17 protein-coding genes and 1 tRNA gene are annotated in these 16,524 nt (G+C 51.2%); 11 read left to right on the top strand and 7 right to left on the bottom strand.

What is annotated here, in order from left to right:
- Positions 1-6 precede the first annotated feature (6 nt).
- The 7 genes from E7746_RS03490 to E7746_RS03465 form a co-directional block, all read right to left on the bottom strand.
- Positions 7-720, bottom strand: a complete 714-nt coding sequence (locus E7746_RS03490) for an OmpA family protein (RefSeq protein ID WP_168184287.1) — start codon at positions 718-720, stop codon at positions 7-9.
- Between the two features lie 16 nt (positions 721-736).
- A complete protein-coding gene (locus E7746_RS03485; RefSeq protein ID WP_123396021.1) occupies positions 737-1,069 on the bottom strand; it encodes a hypothetical protein in 333 nt (110 codons plus the stop codon).
- Positions 1,070-1,246: 177 nt separating this feature from the next.
- The gene (locus E7746_RS15205; protein ID WP_238337317.1) at positions 1,247-1,468 is read right to left on the bottom strand and encodes an energy transducer TonB; all 222 of its coding nucleotides are present in this window, start codon (positions 1,466-1,468) and stop codon (positions 1,247-1,249) included.
- Entirely contained in the window at positions 1,390-2,103 is a 714-nt protein-coding gene (locus E7746_RS03480) for an energy transducer TonB (protein ID WP_238337316.1), read from the bottom strand. Before E7746_RS03480 ends, E7746_RS15205 begins: the two co-directional genes overlap by 79 nt.
- A 41-nt stretch (positions 2,104-2,144) precedes the next feature.
- A complete protein-coding gene (locus E7746_RS03475) occupies positions 2,145-2,879 on the bottom strand; it encodes an ExbD/TolR family protein (protein ID WP_135946003.1) in 735 nt (244 codons plus the stop codon).
- Between the two features lie 5 nt (positions 2,880-2,884).
- Positions 2,885-3,586: an ExbD/TolR family protein gene (locus tag E7746_RS03470; RefSeq protein WP_136409844.1), complete on the bottom strand. Its 702-nt coding sequence runs from the start codon at positions 3,584-3,586 to the stop codon at positions 2,885-2,887.
- A 52-nt stretch (positions 3,587-3,638) separates the two neighbouring features.
- Positions 3,639-4,475 (bottom strand): MotA/TolQ/ExbB proton channel family protein, encoded by an 837-nt coding sequence (locus E7746_RS03465; RefSeq protein ID WP_136409843.1) that lies wholly within the window; start codon positions 4,473-4,475, stop codon positions 3,639-3,641.
- Positions 4,476-4,999: 524 nt separating this feature from the next.
- Here E7746_RS03465 and E7746_RS03460 point away from each other — a divergent pair.
- From E7746_RS03460 to E7746_RS03410, 11 genes are all read left to right on the top strand, one after another.
- A complete protein-coding gene (locus E7746_RS03460) occupies positions 5,000-6,343 on the top strand; it encodes a Na(+)-translocating NADH-quinone reductase subunit A (RefSeq protein WP_136409842.1) in 1,344 nt (447 codons plus the stop codon).
- Between the two features lie 26 nt (positions 6,344-6,369).
- Positions 6,370-7,581 (top strand): NADH:ubiquinone reductase (Na(+)-transporting) subunit B, encoded by a 1,212-nt coding sequence (locus E7746_RS03455; protein WP_136409841.1) that lies wholly within the window; start codon positions 6,370-6,372, stop codon positions 7,579-7,581.
- A 3-nt stretch (positions 7,582-7,584) separates the two neighbouring features.
- The gene (gene nqrC / locus E7746_RS03450) at positions 7,585-8,295 is read left to right on the top strand and encodes an NADH:ubiquinone reductase (Na(+)-transporting) subunit C (protein WP_136409840.1); all 711 of its coding nucleotides are present in this window, start codon (positions 7,585-7,587) and stop codon (positions 8,293-8,295) included.
- 5 nt (positions 8,296-8,300) lie between these two features.
- Positions 8,301-8,924, top strand: a complete 624-nt coding sequence (locus E7746_RS03445) for an NADH:ubiquinone reductase (Na(+)-transporting) subunit D (protein ID WP_136409839.1) — start codon at positions 8,301-8,303, stop codon at positions 8,922-8,924.
- Positions 8,925-8,956: 32 nt separating this feature from the next.
- Positions 8,957-9,574: an NADH:ubiquinone reductase (Na(+)-transporting) subunit E gene (gene nqrE / locus E7746_RS03440; protein WP_123396030.1), complete on the top strand. Its 618-nt coding sequence runs from the start codon at positions 8,957-8,959 to the stop codon at positions 9,572-9,574.
- A gap of 62 nt (positions 9,575-9,636) precedes the next feature.
- A complete protein-coding gene (nqrF, locus tag E7746_RS03435) occupies positions 9,637-10,890 on the top strand; it encodes an NADH:ubiquinone reductase (Na(+)-transporting) subunit F (protein WP_369698998.1) in 1,254 nt (417 codons plus the stop codon).
- 149 nt (positions 10,891-11,039) lie between these two features.
- A complete protein-coding gene (locus E7746_RS03430; RefSeq protein ID WP_135945999.1) occupies positions 11,040-11,222 on the top strand; it encodes a hypothetical protein in 183 nt (60 codons plus the stop codon).
- The gene (gene dxs, locus E7746_RS03425) at positions 11,209-13,146 is read left to right on the top strand and encodes a 1-deoxy-D-xylulose-5-phosphate synthase (RefSeq protein ID WP_136409838.1); all 1,938 of its coding nucleotides are present in this window, start codon (positions 11,209-11,211) and stop codon (positions 13,144-13,146) included. The genes E7746_RS03430 and dxs overlap by 14 nt, the downstream gene beginning before the upstream one ends.
- Entirely contained in the window at positions 13,143-14,477 is a 1,335-nt protein-coding gene (gene trkA, locus E7746_RS03420; RefSeq protein ID WP_136409837.1) for a Trk system potassium transporter TrkA, read from the top strand. The genes dxs and trkA overlap by 4 nt, the downstream gene beginning before the upstream one ends.
- A gap of 19 nt (positions 14,478-14,496) precedes the next feature.
- Positions 14,497-15,978, top strand: a complete 1,482-nt coding sequence (locus E7746_RS03415) for a TrkH family potassium uptake protein (RefSeq protein WP_136409836.1) — start codon at positions 14,497-14,499, stop codon at positions 15,976-15,978.
- Positions 15,979-16,051: 73 nt separating this feature from the next.
- A tRNA-Met gene (locus E7746_RS03410) sits at positions 16,052-16,128 on the top strand.
- Positions 16,129-16,524: the final 396 nt, after the last annotated feature.

Raw genomic sequence — 16,524 nt, 5'->3', positions numbered from 1 at the left:
TTGAATTTATTGCAATTTATTGGATTTGGCCATTTCAAGCATCAGCTTGTTGGGGACAATGAAAATCTCAATGCGACGGTTGGACCGACGGTTGGCGGTGCTGTTGTTAGGTAACAGCGGGTCGGAAGAGCCGAGAGCGTAAGGCACAATCTCCACATTGCCGGCAACACCGTGCCGCAACCACTTATATACAGCTTCGACTCTCAATTCACTTAAATGATTGGTGTACTTTTCAGAACCGGTGTCGTCGGTGTGGGCCACAACAAGTATCTTATACATGCCCATCGACTTTAACAGGTGCTTATAGGGTTCCAGCAATTCACCCGCCGACTGACGGAGCACCGAGTCATTGGGAGCAAACAGCGCGTCGGTACCGATGGTTGCCACGATCACCTCCCCGTCACGAAGCATCTCGATGCGCTCGCGCTTGCGCGATGCAAGATTACGGGCGAGCCTCTTCATGTAGGCAGCCACTTTGTCATGCTCCTTAACCGGAACAATGGGGCGCATCAGATTCTCGTCGAGCGAGAGGTCCATTATGTCGACATTGTCGTCCTTCTTTGACTTCTTTCCTTTCTGCTTGGAGTCTTCGTTTTTTGTTCCCGACACCTTTTCCTTCAATGTCTTCAAGAATCCCTGTGCTTCACACTCGGCAGGAGCAATCGACGCGATGAATATCGCGATAAACAGAGCAATGAAATAACGGCTTAACGATTTCATAAGCATTTACCTCACGTTAATCCTCCAATGCACCTATCGATTTCTCATAGGCCAACTCGCCTTCAACGATATAATGCACATCGTCGACATCGACCACCGCCAGCTTGTCCTTGGCAAGCATCTTCTTCACATACTTTATTATGTCGGGAAGTTCGGGCGATTGATCGTCGTCATCGTAGTCGGCCGAGATTTCAAGCAGACCGTTGTCCTCATAGTAATCCCATATCATGTCGATGATATTGATTATCTCGTCATCGTCATACAGGTCACGCTTATCGGCCGGCATGTAGTCGCGGATGAACTTCACTGCCTGCGCTTCGTCATATTCCATGTTATTATCTGTTGCCATAAGCTTTCATTTGGTTATTTAACAATATGCTAAGATAGTGAAAAAAGATGTACCGCACACCGATTTTTCATAAATTTTAGATGTTGTTCATAAATATTTGATTTTAGCACATAAAAACAAAGAGGCATGGCCAATGGCCATGCCTCTTATATATCGGGAATGATGTTTGTATACCGATTAGATACCCTGAAGCTTGAATGTGATAGGCACGGTGTACCACACGTTAACTGCCTGTCCGTTCATCTTGCCGGGGATAAAGTCGGGAAGCGACTTAACCACGCGCATTGCCTCCTTGTCGAGGTCGGGGTCCCTACCACGGGCTACCTTAACTTCACCCACCTTACCGGTCTTGGTAACAACGAACTGAATCGTAACACGACCCTGGATGTTGTTTTCCATTGCCACGGGGGATATTTAAGGTGGCTCTGAATATACTTCATGAGTTCAGCTTCACCACCGGGGAACTGGGGCATCTGCTCAACTGCGGTAAACACCTTGTTCTCTTCTTCGGGCTTCTTCTCTTCAACGACGATTTCGTCCTTGTGTTCACGCACTACGTTACGGTCATCAGTACCCTGGTCGAAGTCGCTCTGACCGAAAGCGGTCGTAGTTTCCTTCAATTCGTCCTGAGTCTTGATTTCATCCTCGGCGCTAACCTTCTCGTCCTCTACGATGGCGAGCTCAGTAACCTTAACGGTGTTGAGCACTTCCTCGGGAAGGACTTCGGGCTGCTCCTCTTCGTAACGCTGCTGCTCCTCTTCGGGCTCCTCTTCCTCTTCGACAGCGTCGTTGGCAAGATTCACCATAGCCTGCTCAGTGAGGTCCTCGGGACGCTCTTCGGCCTTGGGAAGCACAGTGTTGATTACAAGGGGAAGCAAGAATGCTATTGCAATGATGATTACAACAACAATCATCGCCTTATTGTGACGAGCGTCCGATTCCTTACGGAGCTCGTATGCACCAAATTCTTTGTTTTTACCTTCAAAGACTATATCGCGCCATTCTTTTGATGAAAGATCTACATCTTTTGCCATTTCTTTTCAGTTTTAATAGTTAAACATATAGCCATTCATCATTATTTACGCGGATTCTTAGCCTGATAGTCAAATATCAAAGCAGAGTCAACTCCGTTGATATTATCAATCTGGTATCGAGAAATCTGGTTAATCTGCATTTCGTCAAGAGCGCTGATCAAGCTTTCCCAAGAAGCGTTGGGGCCTGCCTTGATGATGACAACCGGGCGGGTAAGCGTAGAGTCGTTACGAATCTGCTTGGCCTTTGCCTGATATTCCTCATCGGTCAACTCCTTATTCTTCCATTGAGTCTTGAGAACATCGATTTTCTCAAGTACCTGCTTGTTGCGGTTGTGGAGAATCTTACGGATACCCTGAACCTCACCATTCTCGTTACCGACAAACTTCTCAACCTTGAGGTTGGAGTTGTCGATCAGTCCGTCATGGTTTTCATCAGCGACTTCCGCCTTACCTTCGTAATAGTAGATGATGTGGGCGGGCTTACCCGAATCGGGATCAACCTTCACATTACCCTCACTGTCACGTTCGGTGTCAAGAATGAGTGTCACGGCTTCTGACTGCTTTGTCTTGTTCTGCTGCTCCTGCTCAACCTTCTCATTAGAGGGGAGTGAGATTTGCAGTGTCTGCGACTTAATCATCGTGGTACAAAGCATGAAGAACGTGATAAGAAGCATATTCATGTCCACCATGGGAGTGAAGTCCACGTGGATTTGCATCTTTTTCTGGGCGCCTTTTTTCTTTTTGCCGCCCTTATCGGATTGTTCTATCTGTGCCATAATGATTAATCGTTCTCGGTTTTTAATGCGGTCATCAAGCTGAACTTATTCATCTTTAGCGTCTGCAGATTGTCGAGCACATTGTGAACGACATCGTAGGGCGTATCCTTGTCAGCCTTAACGGCTATACCCTCACCACTCTTGATCGACTGTTCGAGGTTGGGATTGGATGAATTGTAGATGGCGCGCATCCAGATTTGAAACTCATTAGGTTTACCAAGATCCTTGTTGTCGTCGACGGGGATTCCAACCATGTCATTGTTCATGTCGGAGATAATCTCATCCTGCTTGATTTGCGGCAGGTCGAGGAATTCCGGCAGGTAGGAAAGCTTAACCCCGAACATATTCATCTTCGAGAACTTGGCAACCTGTTCGTTTGTGAGCTGTATTTTGTTACTATGGGTCTTGTTATATTCGGAAACAGCGTTGCGAATCAACTCAGCTCTCACCTTTTCAGTGGAGTAAGTAGAGTCGGCGTCACCGGCTACCGATAGGAATACCTTACCCTCAGGCGATATGAGAATCGTCGAGTAGTTGGTAACAGGCACCTTGATTTCCGACACTGACGACGGAGTGAGCACCGTTACCGGCTCCTTCTGAAGGAAGGTAGAGGTCAACATGAAGAAAGTAAGCAAAAGAACAGTCACGTCACTCATCGCGGTCATGTCGATGAGGGTACTCTTTCTTTTAATTTTTACTTTTCCCATTGTTTTTCGTTAATTAACAGGTTATTATTGTTTATTCGGAAAGACAACGGGATTAGTGAGTAGCTGCAAATGTTTGCACGATTGAGAAGCCAATCTCATCAATAGCGTAGGTGAGGTTGTCAATCTTGTTGGTGTAGAAGTTATAAGAGATAACTGCAAATGCACCGGTTGCGATACCGAAGGCAGTGTTGATAAGTGCCTCAGAGATACCGGTTGAAAGTTCAGTTGAGTCAGGAGCACCTGATGCGGCAAGAGCCTGGAATGACTTGATCATACCGATTACAGTACCGAGAAGTCCGACAAGTGTACCGAGAGTGGTAAGAGTTGCAACGATGGGGAGGTTCTGCTGAAGAGCGGGCATTTCGAGAGCGGTAGCCTCTTCTACTTCCTTCTGGAGAGTTGCAATCTTCTGCTCCTTGCTGAGAACGGTGTTGGCATCCATTTCTTTGTAGCGAACGAGAGCGGCTGATACCACAGCGGCAACACTACCTTTCTGCTTCTTGCAGAGTTCCTGTGCGCCGGCGATGTCGTTGTTCTGGAGGCACTTCTTAACGTTAGCGACAAACTTAGAGATGTTACCTTTACCCTTTGCGCTTGAGAGGGCGATCCAACGCTCTACTGAGAGAACGATTACAGTGAGGAACAGGGTCTGAAGAACAGGCACGATTACACCACCCATGTAGATGGTACCCCAAATGTCCTGAGGATGACCGGCTTCGTCGAAGTGTGAGTCATGACCGAACCAAAATGCGAATAAGCAAACTGCTACGATAAAGCAAGCAACGATTACCAAGAATGCGTTCTTGATACCGCGTACTTTAGAACCTTCGGGTTGAACGTTCTTCTTCTGAGCCGGAGCGGCTCCTGAGTTGGGCTTTTGAGCTTCCATAATTGTGATAAGAATAAATTTTTAAATTTGTTATTAATGGATTAATTCTTTTAATTATTGATTTTCGTTTCTTTGTTTTATGTTCATGAACCGAAAAACGACTGTGATTTGGTTCGGCGAGTAATGCGGCAAGGCTTATACTACATGATTTAAGAATCAAGTAAATTTTCCGACTTGAAATTAAGCTTTCGCACTGCTTTTGAATTCAATCTCCCCCGATTCCGGTATTGATTTTTGTTTATTAGCTATCCTCCAATTCACAACATTTCGTTAATTGGATATGCAAATTTATTATTTTGTTTCTTACAAACCAAATTTTGCTTGTCGATTTTTATTAATTTATCAAACGCACGACTTACGTAAGCAAACAACCATGTTTAACAACATAATTTAATAAAACATCCGTCAATTGACACAAAATAAATTTTACTACGAATTTTTCTCAAGCAAAGTTAAGCCAATATAAAATTATTAGATAACTTTGCACAATAATATAATAATACATATTACCCTATACACTAAAAATGGCTAAAATCGTTACGTTAAAGAAAGGCCTTGACATCAAAATCAGGGGTGCTGCAGCCGATGTGGCCCCGATTACTGTCAAGCCCGCGACATGCGCCATAGTCCCCGACGATTACAGCGGCATTGTGCCGAAAGTAGATGTTAAGGAGGGTGACTCGGTGGAGGTAGGCTCCAAGCTGTTCCATGACAAGCAGTTTACCGACATCGTTGTGACATCACCCGTAGCAGGCACCGTGACAGGCGTCATCAGGGGAGAGCGTCGCAAACTCGAGCGCATTGTAATCACTCCGGCCGAGGATGCCGGGAAATCAATCACTTTTGAAACCGAAGGCATCAACGACCGCACACGGGCTCAACAGCTCCTGCTTGACTCCGGATTATGGGCACTATTGCGTCAACGTCCTTACAACATAGTTCCGGCTCCCGGAGCGGCTCCCCGCGACATATTCATCACCGGTTTCGACTCGGCTCCGCTCGCTCCCGACTTCGAGAGCATGCTCAGCCCCCGCATCAACGAGCTTAACAAAGCCGTAAAGCTTCTGCAAAAGCTTACCGACGGAAAGATATATCTGGGCATACGTCAGGGCAGCTGCCTCGCATCGGTCGAGAGCGTTGAACACGTGGTATTTGAAGGCCCCCACCCCGCCGGCAACGCAGGAGTCCAGATTTGCAATGTAAAGCCGGTCAACAAAGGCGACATTGTGTGGACTCTCGACGCAACTACCCTGTTGCGCATAGGCAAGCTCCTGTCGACCGGACGACTCGACACCGACACACTCGTGGCAGTGACCGGATGCGAAGTCACTACACCGCGATATGTCATCACAAAAATGGGTGCCGATCTTGCTTCGATACTTAAAGGCAACATAAACGACGATGCCATCCATCACCGCATCATATCAGGTAACGTGCTCACGGGTACTCACGAAAGCCCCGAAGGCTATCTGCGCTACCCCTATTATCAAGTGACGGTGATAGCCGAAGGCGACGACTTCCACGAATTCATGGGATGGGCTTCACTCTCGCCCCGCAAGATGAGCTTCAGCCACTCGTTCCCGGGACACTTCCTCAACAAGCTGTTCTGCCCCGACGCACGACTGCAGGGCGGACGCCGAGCCATGATCATGTCGGGAGTCTACGAAAAGGTAATGCCGATGGACATCATGCCCGAATACCTTATAAAGGCAATAATCTCACGCAACATCGACCGCATGGAGCAACTCGGAATCTACGAAGTGGCACCCGAGGACTTCGCGCTGTGCGAATATGTCGACCCTTCAAAGCTCGAATTGCAGAAAATCGTGCAGGAAGGCCTCGACTACCTGCGCAAAGAACTCAGTTGATATAAACAGCAATAATCTCATAAACAGTGAAATCGCTTAGAAATTTTCTAAATCGTATCAAGCCCAACTTTGAACCAGGAGGAAAGCTGCATGCATTCCACTCGGTCTTTGACGGCTTTGAGACATTCTTGTTCACGCCCAACACCACTTCTACATCGGGAGTCAACATTCATGACAGCATCGACTCCAAGCGCGTGATGATAATCGTGGTACTGGCGCTTATGCCGTGTCTGTTATTCGGCATGTACAACGTAGGCTACCAGCACTGGCTCGCTATAGGTGAAACCGACTTCCCCTTCTGGCAGCTAATGGCCTACGGATTTCTTGCAATGCTTCCACGCATAATCGTGTCCTACGCCGTGGGACTTGGAATCGAGTTTATGGTAGCCCAGTGGCGCAAAGAGGAGATTCAGGAAGGATTCCTCGTGTCGGGAATGCTCATTCCCCTCATCTGCCCCATTGAAACTCCGCTTTGGATGATAGCCGTAGCAACGGCATTCTCGGTAATCTTCGTCAAGGAGGTATTCGGAGGCACAGGCTACAACATATTCAACGTAGCGCTTGTAACCCGCGCCGTGCTCTTCTTCGGATATCCGTCAAAGATGAGCGGCGACAACGTATTCGTGCCCGTCAACCCGATATGCGGACTCGGCAACGGAACTCCGGTCGACGGATTCTCTGGAGCCACCCCGCTCGGACAGATTGCCACCAATGTTGGCGACACCCTGAAGATAACCAATGTCGTGGGACAGGACATCTCGTCATGGGACATGTTCCTCGGCCTCATCCCCGGCTCGGTGGGTGAAACATCGACACTCTGCATCCTCATCGGTGCGGCGATACTTCTGCTTACCGGCATCGCAAGCTGGCGCATAATCCTGTCGGTATTCGTCGGCGGATTCGTAATGGCAGCCATCGCCAATGCATTTGCAACGCCCACCTATCCCGTTTCACTCCTGTCGCCGGTTGACCAGCTGATGCTTGGCGGATTTGCTTTCGCCGCAGTGTTCATGGCCACCGACCCTGTAACCGCAGCCCGCACCGATACCGGTAAGTACATCTACGGTTTCTTCCTCGGAGCAATTGCGATACTCATCCGCACCTACAACAACGGCTACCCCGAAGGCGCCATGCTTGCAGTACTGTTGATGAACTCGCTCGCACCCGCTATAGACTATTTTGTTGTTCAATCCAACATTCGTCGCCGCCTGCGTCGTCTGAATGCTAATGCCGAATAACCTATGAATAAGCAAAGCAATATCTATACTATAATATATATAGTAGTATTGGCAGTGGTCGTGGGAGCCGCCTTGGCATTCGCCGCACTGTCATTGAAGCCGCTTCAGGTCGACAATGCAAATGCCGACAAGATGAAGCAGATACTTGCGTCGGTACACATCACGCCCGACAAGGCCGATGTCATATCCGACTTCAACAAGTATGTCACCGAACAGTACATCGTAAACTCACAGGGTGAACGCATCGAGGGAAACGCCTTTGATGTCAACGTGGCCGAACAGAGCAAGCGTCCTGTCGACCAGCGTGAGATGCCGGTTTACGTGTGCTCTTTATCACCTAACGACGTGAAGTACATTTTGCCCGTGTACGGTGCCGGACTATGGGGTCCCATCTGGGGCTACATCTCGGTCAACAGCGACGGATCGACCATATACGGAGCCTACTTCGCACACCAGGGTGAAACTCCCGGACTTGGAGCCGAAATCGAAAAGCCCGCGTTCAGCAACCAGTTCAACAACCTGCACCTATTCAAGGAAGGACGATTTCTGCCCATAGCCGTGGTAAAGGCCGGACAAGCTCCCCTGAACGGCGAAGACAAGGTCGATGCCATATCGGGCGGAACAATCACCTCCAAAGGTGTAGCCTCGATGATCGACAACTGCCTTGGCGGATACACTAAATTCCTACAAAGTCTTAACAACAATCAACAGTAACGACAATGGCAACCAACAATAAAAACCTGAGCGCACTCATCAATCCGCTCTCAAAGGACAATCCTGTCATTGTCCAGATTCTCGGTATCTGCTCATGCCTTGCCGTAACGGCAAAGCTCGAGCCGGCATTTGTCATGGGTATATCGGTGATCGCCGTGCTGGCATTCTCCAATGTCATCATTTCGCTGCTCCGCAAGACCATCCCCACCAACATCCGCATCATCGTGCAGCTTGTAGTCGTGGCCGGACTTGTGGTAATCGTAGACCAGCTGCTCAAAGCCTATCAATACGATGTCAGCAAGCAGCTGTCGGTGTTCATCGGCCTTATAATCACCAACTGTATCCTGATGGGACGCCTTGAAGCGTTTGCGATGGGCAACAAGCCCTGGCCTTCGTTTCTCGACGGTATCGGCAACGGCATCGGTTACGCCATAATCCTTATAATCGTGGCATTTTTCCGCGAACTCCTCGGAAGCGGCACTATATGGGGACTTCAGGTGATTCCTCAGAGCTGGTATGACCACGGTTATGCCAACAACGGCCTCATGATTCTTCCTCCGATGGCCCTCATCGTCGTGGCTTGCATCATCTGGGTTCACCGAATCTATAACAAGGACCTGCAGGAATAATGGTAATGTCAATAGCTTAAAGATAGACAACAATGGAAAATTTCAATATCTTTATCCGGTCGATATTTGTCGACAACATGATATTTGCCTACTTCTTAGGCATGTGTTCATTCCTTGCCGTATCCAAGAATGTCAAGACCGCTCTCGGCCTCGGTGCCGCAGTAACGTTCATGCTTGTGATATCGCTGCCCATCAACTACCTGCTCGAAAACTACGTGCTGCGTGCCGGAGCGCTGAAATGGCTCGGCCCCGAATATGCCGATGTCGACCTCAGCTTCCTCTCGCTCATCATGTTCATAGCCGTGATTGCGTCACTCACCCAGCTCGTCGAGATGGCCGTCGAGAAGTTCAGCCCCGCGCTCTACTCGTCGCTCGGTATATTCCTTCCGCTCATCGCGGTTAACTGCGCTATCCTCGGTGGCTCGCTCTTCATGCAGCAGCGTGACTTCCCGAGTGTGTGGACAGCTTGCTGCGCCGGTGCCGGTTGGGGACTCGGCTGGCTCATCGCCATCGTGGCCATAGCCGCAATACGCGAGCGCCTGCAGGAGTACAGCAACATTCCCAAGCCTCTGCGCGGTGTGGGCATAACATTCATCATCACGGGTCTTATGGGCATTGCGTTCATGAGTTTCCTCGGCATTAAAATCTAATGAGCAATATGGATATGACTGCAATGATAACGCTTGGGGCCAACATAGGCACCCTGACCATAATGTCGGGCGTGATAATATTCCTTATAATCACGCTCATCCTGGTGACCGTACTTCTGGTGGCCAAGAAATTTCTCGTTCATTCGGGCGAAGTGCACATTGTCATCAACGATGACAAGGATGTTTTCGCCAATTCGGGCAAGTCGCTGCTCTCGACACTCTCCGATGAAAACATCTTCCTGTCGTCGGCCTGCGGCGGAAAGGGAAGCTGCGGACAGTGCAAGGTGCAGGTGTTTAACGGCGGTGGCGACGTGCTTCCCACCGAAACCGTACACTTTACCCGCAAGCAGCTCAAGGACCACTGGCGACTCGGCTGTCAGGTAAAGGTGAAGGAGGACATGAAGATAGGCGTACCCGCATCGGTGCTCGATGTAAAGGAGTGGGAATGCGAGGTGATCTCCAACAAGAATGTCGCAACATTCATCAAGGAGTTCATCGTGGCACTTCCTCCGGGCGAGCACATGAACTTCATCCCCGGCTCCTATGCACAGATTAAGATTCCCACCTACGAGATGGACTACAATGTCGACATCGACAAGTCGCTGATCGGCGAAGAGTACATGCCTTCATGGGAGAAATTCGGACTGTTTACGCTCAAGTGCAAGAACACCGTGCCCACAGTGCGCGCCTACTCTATGGCCAACTATCCTGCCGAAGGCGACCGCATAATGCTCACCGTGCGCATCGCGACACCGCCCTTCAAGCCGAAACCCCAGGTGGGATTCCAGGATGTAATGCCCGGTATCGCATCGTCCTACATCTTCACCCTGAAACCCGGCGACAAGGTAATCATGAGCGGCCCTTACGGCGACTTCCACCCCATCTTCGACTCAAAGAACGAGATGATGTGGGTAGGCGGTGGCGCCGGTATGGCTCCTCTGCGCGCACAGATCATGCACATGACACGCACGCTCAACACTACCGACCGCGTCATGAACTACTTCTACGGCGCACGTGCGCTTAACGAAGTGTTCTACCTTGAGGACTTCCTGCAGCTTGAGAAGGACTTCCCCAACTTCAAGTTCCACCTCGCCCTCGACCGTCCCGACCCCGCAGCCGATGCCGCAGGCGTCAAGTACACCCCGGGATTTGTTCATCAGGTAATCTACGAAACCTATCTGAAGAACCACCCCGCACCCGAGGACATCGAGTACTACATGTGCGGCCCCGGCCCCATGAGCAAGGCTGTCGAGAAGATGCTTTGGGACCTCGGAGTTCCTTCGGAAAATCTCATGTACGACAATTTTGGCGGATAACAGCCATCTTATACAACCATTTACGCCCTGCCTCGTTGAGGCAGGGCGTTTTTTATTAGGTTATAACACAAAACTTTGGTATATTTGCATCATAGATTTTGCATATTAACGCTCGACCGCACACGCGGCCGATGATTAATGCTCTCGTAATGAAAGGTTATATGATATTCCGTTTCACGTGCCTCGCTCTGCTGTGGCTCTTCCTGTGCTATCTCATGATTTCGGCGCGGGGATTCACGGCATGGACGATGTTCATCATCATTGTGTCGGGAATAGTCGTATTTGTACCTATCTATAAAAAGTATATACGCGATAGTAATGGAAAATCCTGATAATAATGAAAGCGTTGAATCCAAGCGCTACCCTCTGCTCGAAACGATTGATTCTCCCGCCGACCTTCGCCGAATGTCGACGGAAAAGCTCCCTGCAGTCTGCGCCGAAATACGCGACTTCCTCATAAACTCCCTGTCGACCAATCCCGGACACTTTGCATCGAGCATGGGAGCGGTGGAGCTCACCGTGGCACTGCACTATGTGTTCAACACCCCCTACGACCGCATTGTGTGGGATGTAGGACATCAGGCCTACGGGCACAAGCTGCTCACTGGTCGCCGCGACAAGTTTGACACCAATCGCAAGTTTGGCGGTCTTAGCGGATTTCCCAACCCCGAGGAGAGCCCCTACGACACCTTCACCGCCGGTCACGCCTCCAACTCCATCTCGGCCGCCCTCGGAATGGCAATGGCCTCGGAGCTGAACAACGACAAGCCGCGACGCAATGTCGTAGCCGTAATAGGCGACGCCTCGATAAGCGGCGGACTTGCATTTGAGGGACTCAACAACGCATCAATCAACAAGAACAATCTCCTCATCATACTCAACGACAACGACATGTCGATTGACCGCAACGTAGGAGCGCTTAACTCCTATCTTGCCCACCTCAACACCACCCGGGCCTACAACAGGTTCCGCTATCGACTGTTCAGGCTGCTGAAGAAGCTGCACCTCGTCACCGACAAGCAGAAAGGCTTCATCATGCGCTTCAACAACAGCGTCAAGTCGCTGCTCAGCCATCAGCAGAACATATTCGAGGGGCTCAATATCCGTTATTTCGGCCCTATCGACGGTCACGACATCGACCGCGTGGTGAGAGTGTTGAGCGACATCAAGGACATGGAAGGGCCTCGGTTGCTGCATCTGCGCACCACCAAAGGCAAGGGCTACAAGCCGGCCGAGGACGACCCGGCCTCATGGCATGCGCCCGGACTCTTTGACCCCAAGTCGGGCGAACGCAAGCACGACAGCGACTCTCCGGCCAAGTATCAGGATGTGTTCGGACACACCCTGCTCGAGCTCGCACGCGCCAACGACAAAATCGTGGGCATAACGGCCGCAATGCCGTCGGGCACATCGATGAGCATCATGCAGGAGCAGTTGCCCTCAAGAGTATTCGATGTAGGAATCTCCGAAGGTCACGCCGTGACATTTGCCGGAGGCCTTGCCAAGGATGGAATGCGCCCCTTCTGCGCCATCTATTCATCGTTCCTTCAGCGAGCCTACGACCACATAATCCACGATGTCGCAATACAGAATCTACCAGTGACATTCTGCATCGACCGCGCCGGAATCGTCGGCGAGGACGGAGTGACCCATCACGGAGTGTTCGACCTCAGCTACCTGCGGGCAATCCCCAATCTCACCATCGCCTCACCACGCGACGAGGCATCGCTGCGCAATCTGCTCTACACGGCACAGAGTGCTGACCGTGGCCCGTTTGCCATCCGCTATCCGCGAGGCAAGGGTTCCAATCCTGACTGGCGCACGCCCATGCACGAAATAGCCATAGGCCGCGGACAGCGACTTGTCGACGGCAACGATGTAGCGGTGCTGACGATAGGCCCCATGGCCAATAAGGCAGCTGCCGCAATCGAACGCGCCCGCCGCGAAAACGGCATTGAGGCCGCCCACTACGACATGATATTCCTTAAGCCTATCGACGAGCAGCTGCTTGACGAAGTGGGCCGCAAGGGATGTCCCGTGATAACGGTCGAGGATGGTGTGCGTGACGGTGGACTCGGCTCGGCCGTGACCGAGTGGATGAACGATCACGGTTACCATCCCCACATAACGCGTATAGGCGTTCCCGACATGTTTGTCCCCCACGGCAAAGTCCCGCAGCTGATGAACCTGTGTGAGATGGATGAAAACGCAATCTACAACGCAATTGTCCAAGCCAACAATACTCATAAGCTATGAAAATCGTCATCGTAGGAGCCGGTGAAGTAGGCTCACATCTCGCCAAATTACTGTCACGCGAAGAGCAGGACATTATCCTCGTCGATGACGACCAGGGGCGTCTTTCAACGATCGACGCCAACTACAACCTCATGACTCTGCGCGGCAGCCCAACATCGTTCAACGTTCTGAAAAGTGCCGGCGTGGAATCATGCGACCTCTTCATAGCCGTAACGCCCGATGAAACTCGCAATGTCATCGCCTGTTCAATGGCCAAGAGCATCGGAGCGCAACGCACCGTAGCGCGCATCGACAATTACGAGTTTCTCGACATGCACAACCGCGAGTTCTTCACGCGAATCGGTGTAAACGCGCTGATTTATCCCGAATATCTTGCTGCACAGGAGATTATCACGGCGCTCAACCGCTCATGGGTGCGTCACTGGTTTGAACTCCACGACGGGGAGATTATCCTCGTAGGCGTCAAGCTGCGCGAAAATGCCCGCATAGTGGGCATGCAGCTCAAGGAGTTTGCCATGGTCGAGCACAACTTCCACGTGTCGGCGATAAAGCGTCACCACGAAACCATCATCCCGCGAGGTGACGACCGTATATGCGAAAACGACATCCTATATTTCACCACCACGCGCGACCATGTCGACGAGCTGCTTGAGATATGCGGCAAGGTACACAAGCGCATACGCAAGGTGCTCATTATGGGTGGAAGCCGCATTGCCGTTCGTCTGGCAGCTCTCGCCGGCGACACCTACAAGATAAAAATCATCGAGAGCAATCTCGAAAAGTGCCGACGACTGCCCGAGAAGTGTCCCGACTGCGACATTATCTACGGTGACGCACGTGACATCGATGTGCTGCGCGAGGATGGCATATCCGACATGGACGCATTCATTGCACTGAGCGACAGCTCTGAAACCAATATACTCGCCTGCCTCACCGCCAAGGAACTCGGAGCGAGCAAGACCATCGCCGAAGTCGAGGACATCCAGTTCATCTCGGAGGCCGAGGGGCTTAACATCGGCACAATCATCAACAAGAAGTTGCTCGCGTCAAGCAAGATATTCCAGATTCTGCTCGACACCGATGTGTCGTCGTCGAAGTGCCTCGCACTTGCCGATGCCGAGGTGGCCGAAATCGAGGCCAAGCCCAAGAGCAAGATTACACGCGGCCCCGTAAAGGATCTGTCGCTGACACGTGACATGACCATAGCCGGACTTATACGCGACGGACAGGGAATGCTCGTTCACGGTAACACGGTTATCCAACCCGGCGACCACGTAGTGGTGTTCTGCCTCTCGGGAGCAATCCACAAGGTCGAGAAACTCTTCAACTAACGGAATCCGATTTTTTGAAATGTCAAAATACTTCGCAACACATCATCGAGTCAACTTTCCCATGCTCCTGCGTGTAATGGGATGGCTTCTCATGATTGAGAGCGCATTCATGCTCGTGCCGCTGGTCACCTGCCTCATTTACGGCGAAAGCGATTACATGGCATTCCTCATCACGGTGGCCGTCACTTTCGCCGCCGGAGCCTTGATGACATTCTGCATCCGCCCCTCCTACTCCTCGATGGCCAAACGCGAGGGATTTCTGCTCACGGCCCTCGTGTGGATTCTATTCTCCTGCTTCGGGATGCTGCCGTTTCTCATGTGCTCCACACCACTTACATTAAGCGACGCCTTCTTTGAAACCATGTCGGGATTCACCACAACGGGAGCCACCGTATTCGAGTCGGTCGAGTCGCTCTCCCACGGCATAAACATGTGGCGATGCCTCACCCAATGGATTGGCGGCATGGGAATTATACTCTTTACGCTGGCGGTTCTGCCCATGCTCAACCATTCGGGAGGAATGCAGATGTTCAATGCCGAAGTTACCGGCATCACCCACGAAAAACTGCGCCCGCGCATAAGCCAGACCGCCAAGGGGTTGTGGGCTGTCTACTTCGTTCTGTCAGCCGCACTGTGCCTCCTGCTGTGGATAGGCCCTATGGACTTCTTCGACAGTGTGTGTCACGCATTAAGTTCCATGTCAACCGGCGGATTCTCTACACGCGATGACAGCGTGGCCGCCTGGGACTCAACCTACATAAAGATTGTACTTACGATATTCATGTTCCTCGGCGGTGTGAACTTCGCCTTGATCTACAAAGCCGGCACCGGCAACTTCAAGGGACTGCTGCACAACGATACCCTGAAGGCCTATCTGCGCATAATCCTTTTTATGTACATCGCCTTCGCCGTAACTATAGCCATCAACGGACAAGCCGACTCCATTTCATCGGTCACGATCGACCCGCTCTTCCAGATTATCACCACCATATCATCCACGGGATTGACCGTAAGCAACTTCGAGAACTGGGGATCGTTCATAATCGCGCTCCTCTTTATCCTGATGTTCTTCGGAGCCTGCGCAGGTTCGACAAGCGGTGGAGCCAAGGTTGACCGACTGCTCTACCTCCTCAAGAACACCAACAATGAGCTCTACCGCTCGATTCACCCCAACTCGATTCGTTCGGTGCGCATCAACGACTCAATAATCCCGCCCGAAACAGTCGACAAGGTAATTGCATTCCTGTGCATCTACGTGATGATTATCGCCTTGGGAGGCATGGTGCTCACTGCCCTCAACATTCCCCTCGTCGATGCCTTTTTCAGCTCATTCTCATGCGTTTCCAATATTGGTCTTGGCGCGGGAGTCACCGGCTACGGCGGTTCATTTGAGGTGATTCCGCCTGCGGGAAAGTGGATTTTGTCAATGCTCATGCTCACAGGCCGTCTTGAAATATTCACAGTACTCGTGCTCTTCACACCCGCGTTCTGGTCAAAATAATTTCAGATTTTTTCTCGGAAAATATTGCAAAATTAAAATATAAGTCCTAACTTTGCACTCGCAAAACGGTAATGGCGGGATAGCTCAGTTGGTTAGAGCGTCGGATTCATAACCCGGAGGTCTCGAGTTCAATTCTCGATCCCGCTACCACTGCAAGGGCGCTGTGTCATCGACACAGCGCCCTCCTTTTATCCCCCCCTGCCACCCAGCCCACCGCGTTAGCGCAAAAGCTGCACCCGTGGACACCGCATCAGCGAAAATACCCACCCGGTATATGCCGATAGGCATTACATGTCTTTAACCGCGGATTGGCCGCAGGCCTACCCGTGGACCGGCCCCGCACCCTCGTCCCACAACCCGCTATATGCCGAAGGCATTACATGTCTTTAACCGCGGGTTGGCCGTAGGCCTACCCGTGGACCAGTCCCGCACCCACAAACCACAACCCCTTGCGGGTTGCACAACCCACGCGTCCGCATATGTCCTCGCATTCGCCCCGCGCAGCGCAGGGCGCACTCCACCGGCAAATCCCCGCGTTAGCGCCAA

This window comes from Muribaculum gordoncarteri (assembly GCF_004803695.1).
Classification (GTDB): domain Bacteria; phylum Bacteroidota; class Bacteroidia; order Bacteroidales; family Muribaculaceae; genus Muribaculum; species Muribaculum gordoncarteri.
Note: the sequence above shows the minus strand (reverse complement) of the source record. Positions and strands in the feature narration are given on the sequence as shown.